This is a genomic window from Streptomyces sp. NPDC054872, assembly GCF_053610705.1.
Window position 1 is genome coordinate 85,111 of record NZ_JBSGYY010000038.1, and the last position, 6,689, is coordinate 91,799.

5 protein-coding genes, 1 tRNA gene and 1 pseudogene are annotated in these 6,689 nt (G+C 68.3%); 2 read left to right on the top strand and 5 right to left on the bottom strand.

The features are described from left to right. Positions 1-90 precede the first annotated feature (90 nt). Positions 91-1,245: a DNA sulfur modification protein DndB gene (locus tag ACWGIH_RS34515; RefSeq protein WP_453452373.1), complete on the top strand. Its 1,155-nt coding sequence runs from the start codon at positions 91-93 to the stop codon at positions 1,243-1,245. A gap of 58 nt (positions 1,246-1,303) precedes the next feature. Here the strand turns inward: ACWGIH_RS34515 and ACWGIH_RS34520 are convergent. From ACWGIH_RS34520 to ACWGIH_RS34535, 4 genes and pseudogenes are all read right to left on the bottom strand, one after another. Beyond that, positions 1,304-1,479, bottom strand: a pseudogene (locus ACWGIH_RS34520) (Tn3 family transposase); the annotation flags it as partial. 123 nt (positions 1,480-1,602) lie between these two features. Further along, positions 1,603-1,676: transfer RNA gene (locus ACWGIH_RS34525), tRNA-Pro, on the bottom strand. Between the two features lie 49 nt (positions 1,677-1,725). Then, positions 1,726-2,508: a Pr6Pr family membrane protein gene (locus tag ACWGIH_RS34530; protein WP_453452374.1), complete on the bottom strand. Its 783-nt coding sequence runs from the start codon at positions 2,506-2,508 to the stop codon at positions 1,726-1,728. A 123-nt stretch (positions 2,509-2,631) separates the two neighbouring features. Then, positions 2,632-3,558, bottom strand: a complete 927-nt coding sequence (locus tag ACWGIH_RS34535; RefSeq protein ID WP_453452375.1) for a metallophosphoesterase — start codon at positions 3,556-3,558, stop codon at positions 2,632-2,634. Between the two features lie 75 nt (positions 3,559-3,633). Between ACWGIH_RS34535 and ACWGIH_RS34540 the strand changes: the two genes are divergently transcribed. Then, positions 3,634-4,098, top strand: coding sequence for a GatB/YqeY domain-containing protein (locus ACWGIH_RS34540; protein WP_363310242.1), 465 nt, complete (start codon positions 3,634-3,636; stop codon positions 4,096-4,098). 212 nt (positions 4,099-4,310) lie between these two features. Here ACWGIH_RS34540 and ACWGIH_RS34545 read toward each other — a convergent pair whose 3' ends face one another. Further along, the gene (locus tag ACWGIH_RS34545) at positions 4,311-6,587 is read right to left on the bottom strand and encodes a transglycosylase domain-containing protein (RefSeq protein WP_453452376.1); all 2,277 of its coding nucleotides are present in this window, start codon (positions 6,585-6,587) and stop codon (positions 4,311-4,313) included. Between the last annotated feature and the right edge of the window lie 102 nt (positions 6,588-6,689).

The following is a 6,689-nucleotide window of genomic DNA, read 5'->3' on the forward strand; positions in this document are numbered from 1 at the left end:
AAGCTACGCCAAAATCAACTCACCGTTGACACGATAATTCGGCGTAGCTATGGTGGGTGTTCGGATTCCTAAGCTCCCGGAGGGGCCCAGATGCCTAAGATCCACATCCCCGCGATTCGCTACAAGCAGGGCGGCCGGCAGATGCTCGTCACCGCGATGTCGCCCACCGACCTGGTTCGCATGGTCCGCAAGCCCGAAGCCTGGGACCCGGTGAAGGCCACGCAGCACGGCAACCGGCCGCGCGACAAGGCGCACCTGCAGGGCATCGTGAAGTACCTCGAAGAGGAAGAGCACTTCGTCCTCGGTGCGGCCGTCCTCTACCTCACCCAGCGCGAGGCCGAGTTCAAGCCGACGCCGATCGACGGGGTCTCCACCGACAAGGACGCCGCTTCCATCGGCACTCTGGCCGTCGACATCGGCGCCCTGTTCGACATCGGCGACGGGCAGCACCGGATCGGCGCCTACGAGCACATCGTCCAGAACCGCGACGAGGACGGAGACCCGGTCATCGAGCGGCTCCGTGAGTCCGGCCAACCCCTGATCATCGTCATCGAGGACGACACCCGCCGACGTGCCCAGGACTTCGCCGACCTCCAGCGCAACGTCAAGGCCCCCACCCAGTCCCTCGGCCAGTCGATGGACCGCCGCCAGCCCATCAACCGCGAACTCAACAACCTGTTCGACAGCGTCCCCGTCCTGGTCGACCGCGTCGAGTACCAGAAGGACAACCCGGGGAAGCTGTCCGCCAAGCTGTTCAGCTTCAAGACCGTGCGCTACGTCTCCGGACTGCTCCTCGTCGGCAACGGCTACCGGTCCCCTGCCACGATGGACAGGGCCGTCAACGGCCGGTTCGAAGGACCCGACGCCGACCCCGAGAAGGCACGTCAGGAACTGGTCGACTTCTGGACCGCGCTGGGCGAACTCACCCTCTTCGCGGACGTCATCGACGACAGTGTGAAGGCATACGAGCTGCGCCAGGACACTTACCTCCTGTCGGCCGGGGTCCTTTACGCCGTGGCGATGGCCGTCTACCTCCTCCAGAAGGACGGACTGGCTGTCTCAGAGGCCGTCAAGGCCATGGACAGCTTCAGCTTCAGTCGCACGAAGAAGGTCAAGGACATCACCACGGCGGACACCCCCTTCGCCGGCAACCTGATCGACACGGAGACCGGGAAGCTTGTCGCCGGTCGCACCGCGTGGGAGACCGCAGCTCAGATCCTTCAGGCATACGTGGCCGGAAAATGATCGAACAGGAACCAGAGGGGGGTGCCTCCATCCGGAGGCCCCCCTCTGGCCGTCCGGCTTATTCGTCGTCGGTGGAATCCTTGTCGCGCAAGGGCGCAGGCCGCGCGTCAGGTCGGGGAGCTGGAACGAGTAGCGGCCGTGCATGTTGATGTGCTGCCGCACGAACGGGGAGAGGCGGGCCACGTCCTCGTCGCGGATGTCGAAGCCGTCCGCGGGCAGCTGGTTCACCGCGGCGGGGGAGCCACCGGGGAGCCGCTTTCCGAGGTCGGCTCCCAAATGGCTCCCAAAATGGCCCCGCAAAGCAAATCAGGCCCGGTGCTGATCTCTCAGCACCGGGCCTGACCTGGCGTTTCTCTGTCGGGGTGGCGGGATTTGAACCCACGACCTCTTCGTCCCGAACGAAGCGCGCTGCCAAGCTGCGCTACACCCCGATGTCGTTGCTCCACCTGCCCGCATTGCTGCTGGCCGTGGCGACATCGATTACTTTAGCGGACCGGCGCCCGGAGACGAAATCCGGTTTTCGCGGGCCCGGGTTCCGGACCCGCGGCGGCGTGGGCCCGGGCGGAGTCGGTCCAGGGCCACCAGGAGCAGGGCCAGCGCGTAGAAGGCCAGGCCGAGGATGACGGCGTTGCGAAGGACTCCCGCGTAGCCGTGGGCGTCGACGTCCAGGAACGGGTAGGGGTAGCGCGCCGGCGAGCCGGGGTCCATGAGCGCCCCGCGGATCAGGGCGAAGCCCAGGTAGGCGAGCGGGTAGAGCAGCCACAGCGCCGCGTGGCGCCAGCGGAGGCAGCCGCCCGAGGTGGAGCTCAGGGCGAGGGGCGGTGTCAGCAGGAGCCAGTCGAGGAGCGCGCCGATCGGGGTCACGGTGTGCAGAAGGTGATTGGCGAGGGAGTGCCAGCCGGAGAGCGCACCGGTGTCGTCCGTCATGGCGAAGCCGCTGGAGCCGTTGGCGAGGATGAAGTGGTAGACGAGGCCCGTGATCGAGATGAAGAGAAGCGTGCCGCCGGTCACCACCGGGGGCAGCTCGCGCCGGCCCTGCCACGCGCGGCGTGCGCCGAGCCCGAAGACCACCGCCACCAGGACATTGCTCTGGATGGTGAAGTAGCTGAGCACGCGCAGAGGGCTGCCGATGGCCAGATCGATGACGATGCCGGTGACCGCGGCCAGGGCGATCAGCGTCCGGAAGGCCGCGGTCCCGGGGCGGCACACTCCGGGCATCGCTATGTCGGTCGGGGCGTACGACGACGTTGTCCGCGTGATCATGCCCCCACGCTAAGCACCGTTCCGCTCACGCGCGCGCCGTCAGGGCCAGGCGCCTGACGCCCACCGCGGGCCTCGGCCACCGCACCCTGCAGTCACCTCCACTGCGGGCCCCCGGCCCCGCCCTCAGCCCCCCGCCACCAACGTCAGCAGTGTCGCCTCCGGAGGGCAGGCGAAGCGCATCGGGGTGTAGCGGTTTGCGCCGCAGCCCGCGGAGACGTGCATGTACGACGTCCGGCCCTCCGCCTCGTGCTGCGAGAGGCCCTTCACGCGCTCCGTGTCCAGGTCGCAGTTGGTGACCAGCGCCCCGTAGAAGGGGATGCACACCTGGCCGCCATGCGTGTGGCCCGCGAGGATCAGGGGGTAGCCGTCGGCCGCGAAGGCGTCGAGCGCGCGCAGGTACGGAGCGTGCACGATGCCCATCGAGAAGTCGGCGCCCGTGTCCGGACCGCCCGCCACGCGCGCGTACCGGTCGCGTTTGATGTGCGGGTCGTCCAGGCCGGTGAGCCCGATCTCGTAGCCCTCGATCTTCAGGGCACCCCGCGTGTTCGTCAGGTTCACCCAGCCCGCGGCGTCGAAGCCGTCGCGCAGGTCCTCCCACGGGTTGTGGATCACGCCGACGGCGGGTGCGTTGCCGTTCAGGCCGTGCTTGCCCTGCGACTTCTCGACCAGGTAGCGGACGGGGTTGCGCGGCTTGGGGCCGTAGTAGTCGTTCGAGCCGAAGACGTACGCCCCGGGGAACTGCATCAGCGGGCCGAGCGCGTCCAGCGTCTCCGGCACGCCCTCCGGGTCGGAGAGGTTGTCCCCGGTGTTGATCACGAAGTCAGGGCGTAGACCCGCGAGCGAACGCAGCCAGCGCTGCTTCTTGCGCTGCCCCGACACCATGTGGATGTCCGACACCTGGAGAACTCTGAGCGGTCGCATCCCGGGCGGCAGGACCGGCACCGTGATCCGTCGCAGTCGGAAGAAGCGGGCTTCGAAGCCCACCGAGTAGGCCAGACCGGCGGCGGCCGTCGCCGCGATTCCCAGAGGTACTGCGTATTGCGCGCGCATCCACCCATCGTGTCAGACCCGAAGGCCCCGTAAATCGGCGGGCGTCGGGCCGTACGCACCTGCGACAATCACCGCATGACCACGCTCAAGTCGAAGCTGCAGGAAGACCTCACCGCCGCGATCAGGGGGCGTGACGAGCTGCGCTCCTCCACGCTCCGGCTGACCCTCACCGCCATCACGAAGGAGGAGGTCTCGGGCAAGACGGCCCGCGAACTCTCCGACGACGAGGTGCAGAAGGTGATCGCCCGCGAGGCCAAGAAGCGCCGCGAGGCCGCGGAGGCCTTCGCCCAGGGCGGTCGCGCCGAGCAGGCCGCCAAGGAGAAGGCGGAGGGCGAGGTCCTCGCCGAGTACCTGCCGAAGCAGCTCTCCGAGGACGAGCTCCAGGCGATCGTCGCCCAGGCCGTCGAGGAGGCCAGGGCCGCCGGTGCCGAGGGGCCGCGCGCCATGGGCCAGGTCATGAAGATCGTGAACCCGAAGGTCGCGGGCCTGGCCGAGGGCGGCCGCGTCGCCGCCGTCGTCAAGAAGCTCCTCGCAGGCTGACGAGCCACCGGACGACGCGCAGACAGCCGCCAGCGGTAGAGCGCCAGCCGCCAGCCGCCGGCCACCAGCCGCCAACCGTCACGCTCGTACGTAGCTCATACGCCGCTCGTACGAAGCTCAACGCGGCTCACACATGAATGAGGGCGCCCCCGAAGTCGGGAGGCGCCCTCATTCACACAACTCAGAGAACCCGTCGAGGCAAGAGCGCCCGGCTAGCGCCCCCAGCCACCGATCCCGCCCCCATTGCCGTTCCCTCCGCCGCCGTTCCCGCCGCCACCGATGACGTCCGGCGGCAGGGAGATGTCCGGCCAGGGATCGCCGCCCCCGCCGCCACCCCCGTTGTTGCCGCCGTCTCCGCCGCCGCCACCACCGTTGCCGTCGCTCGGCGGCTTGTTGTCCTCGTGGGGCTTGTCCTTGTCCTTGTCGCCGCCCGGGATGTGGACGGTGTTGAAGCCCGGCGCCGGCTCGCCCTCGAGCGCCCCGCTCATCGCGTCCCGCCAGATCGGACCGGGGACCTCACCACCGAAGACCTTGCCGTACGGTCGTCCGCCGATGGTGATGTTGACCATCCGCCGCTTGTGCTCCGGGTCGCCGACCCAGACCGCGCCCGACATGTTCGGGGTGTAGCCCACGAACCAGGCGGCGTAGCGGAAGTCGGTCGTACCCGTCTTGCCCGCGCTCGCACGGGAGCCGAGGCCGGCCTGCTTGCCGGTTCCGTCCTCGACCACACCCTTCAGGAGGGTGTTGATCGTGTCCGCCGTCTTCGTCGACATCGCGCGCGAGCACGTCGACTTCGGCACCGGCAGCGTCTTGCCGCCCGGCGCGGCGATCGACTCGATCGCGACGGGCGAGCAGTACTTACCGCGCGCGGCGAACGTCGCGTACGCGCCCGCCATCGTCAGCGGCGACATCTCCTGGGTGCCGAGCGCGATCGACGGCGCCTGATCGATCTTCCTGCCGTCGGCCCGCTCGACGCCCATCTTCTCGGCCATCTGCGTCACCGGGCAGATGCCGATGTCGCCGATCATCTCCACGTAGTAGGTGTTGACCGACTTCGCGGTCGCTTCCCGCATGTCGTACGGGCCGACCTCGGCCTCGTTCTCGTTGGTGAGCTTCGCGCCCCCCGAGTTCAGCCACTTCTTGCCGTCACACGCCGCGACGCTGCTGGGGTACGGCATCTCGTACGGAGAGTCGTAGCTCTTCGTGGCGGGCATCCCGCCCTCCAGGGCGGCCGCTGCCACGATCGGCTTGAAGGTCGAGCCCGGCTGGTAGCCCGCGCCGCCGCCCATGGCGTGGTCCACGGACAGGTTCATCGAGGTCTCGTTGTCCTTGAGATTGATGCCGTAGGGCCGCGACTGGCCCATGCCCAGGATCTTGCCGGTGCCCGGCTCGACGATGGTGGCGGCCGTCGCCACGTCGTCCTTCTGGTTGACGTGATCCTTTATCGAGGCCTGCACGGACTGCTGGGCCTTCGGGTCGAGGGTCGTCTTGATCCGCAGGCCGCCCTGGTTCCAGACCTTGGCCCGGTCCTTCTGGGTCTTGCCGAAGACCGGGTCGGAGAGGAAGACCTCGCGTACGTAGTCACAGAAGAACCCGGCGCCGCTGACCGCCGTGATGCAGCCGTTCTTGGGCCTGCTCACCTTGAGGCCCAGCGGCTTCGCCTTCGCCTCCGCCGCCTCCGCCCGCGTGATGTCGTGCGTCTCCGCCATCCGCTGCAGCACGGTGTTGCGGCGCTTGGTGGCTTCCTCGGAGTCGTTCACGGGGTCGTACCGGCTGGGGGACTGCACGATGCCGGCGAGCAGCGCGGCCTCCTGGACCTGCAGATCCTTGGCGGGCTTGGAGAAGTAGCGCTGGGCCGCGGCCTCGACTCCGTACGCCTGCTGCCCGAAGTAGGTGATGTTCAGGTAGTTGCTGAGGATGCGCTTCTTGCCCAGCTTGTCCTCGACCTGGATCGCGTACTTCAGCTCGCGGATCTTGCGCCCGAGGGTCTGCTGGGTGGCCTCGGCGACCTTCGTCGGGTCGTTGCCCGCCTCTTCCACGAAGACGTTCTTCACGTACTGCTGCGTGAGGGTGGAGGCGCCCTGGGAGACGCCGCCGCTCTGCGCGTTCTGGTTCAGCGCGCGAAGGATGCCCTTCGCGTCGATCGCGCCGTGCTCGTAGAAGCGCGAGTCCTCGATCGCGACGATCGCCTTCTGCATGTACGGCGAGATCTCCTTGAGGGGGACCACCGTGCGGTCACGCGAGTAGACCGTGGCGATGGAGCCGCCCTCGCTGTCGAGGATCGTGGTGCGCTGACTCAGCGGCGGCTGCTCCAAGTTGGACGGGATCTCGTCGAACTCCTCCACCGAGCCCTTCGCCGCGAGGCCGAGCGCACCGGCCGCGGGCAGGGCGATACCTGCCAGCACGGCTCCCGCGAGCACGCTGACACCTAGGAACTTCGCGGCCTGCTGAGTTGGTGACAGACCACCGCCCGAGCGCTTCTTTCCCATGGGGGCAGCCTAATCCGTAGTTATGGACGTTCCGATGGAGCGGGTGTTCCTCGGGATGTTCGAGTACCGGATCGTGACATCTAGGGGCAGCCGGGTCACTGA

Excerpts from the sequence above, each read along its gene's own strand:
- ACWGIH_RS34515 (WP_453452373.1), top strand. The coding sequence starts at position 91 with ATGCCTAAGATCCACATCCCCGCGATTCGCTACAAGCAGGGCGGCCGG.
- ACWGIH_RS34530 (WP_453452374.1), bottom strand. The coding sequence starts at position 2,508 with ATGATCACGCGGACAACGTCGTCGTACGCCCCGACCGACATAGCGATG.
- ACWGIH_RS34535 (WP_453452375.1), bottom strand. The coding sequence starts at position 3,558 with ATGCGCGCGCAATACGCAGTACCTCTGGGAATCGCGGCGACGGCCGCC.
- ACWGIH_RS34540 (WP_363310242.1), top strand. The coding sequence starts at position 3,634 with ATGACCACGCTCAAGTCGAAGCTGCAGGAAGACCTCACCGCCGCGATC.
- ACWGIH_RS34545 (WP_453452376.1), bottom strand. The coding sequence starts at position 6,587 with ATGGGAAAGAAGCGCTCGGGCGGTGGTCTGTCACCAACTCAGCAGGCC.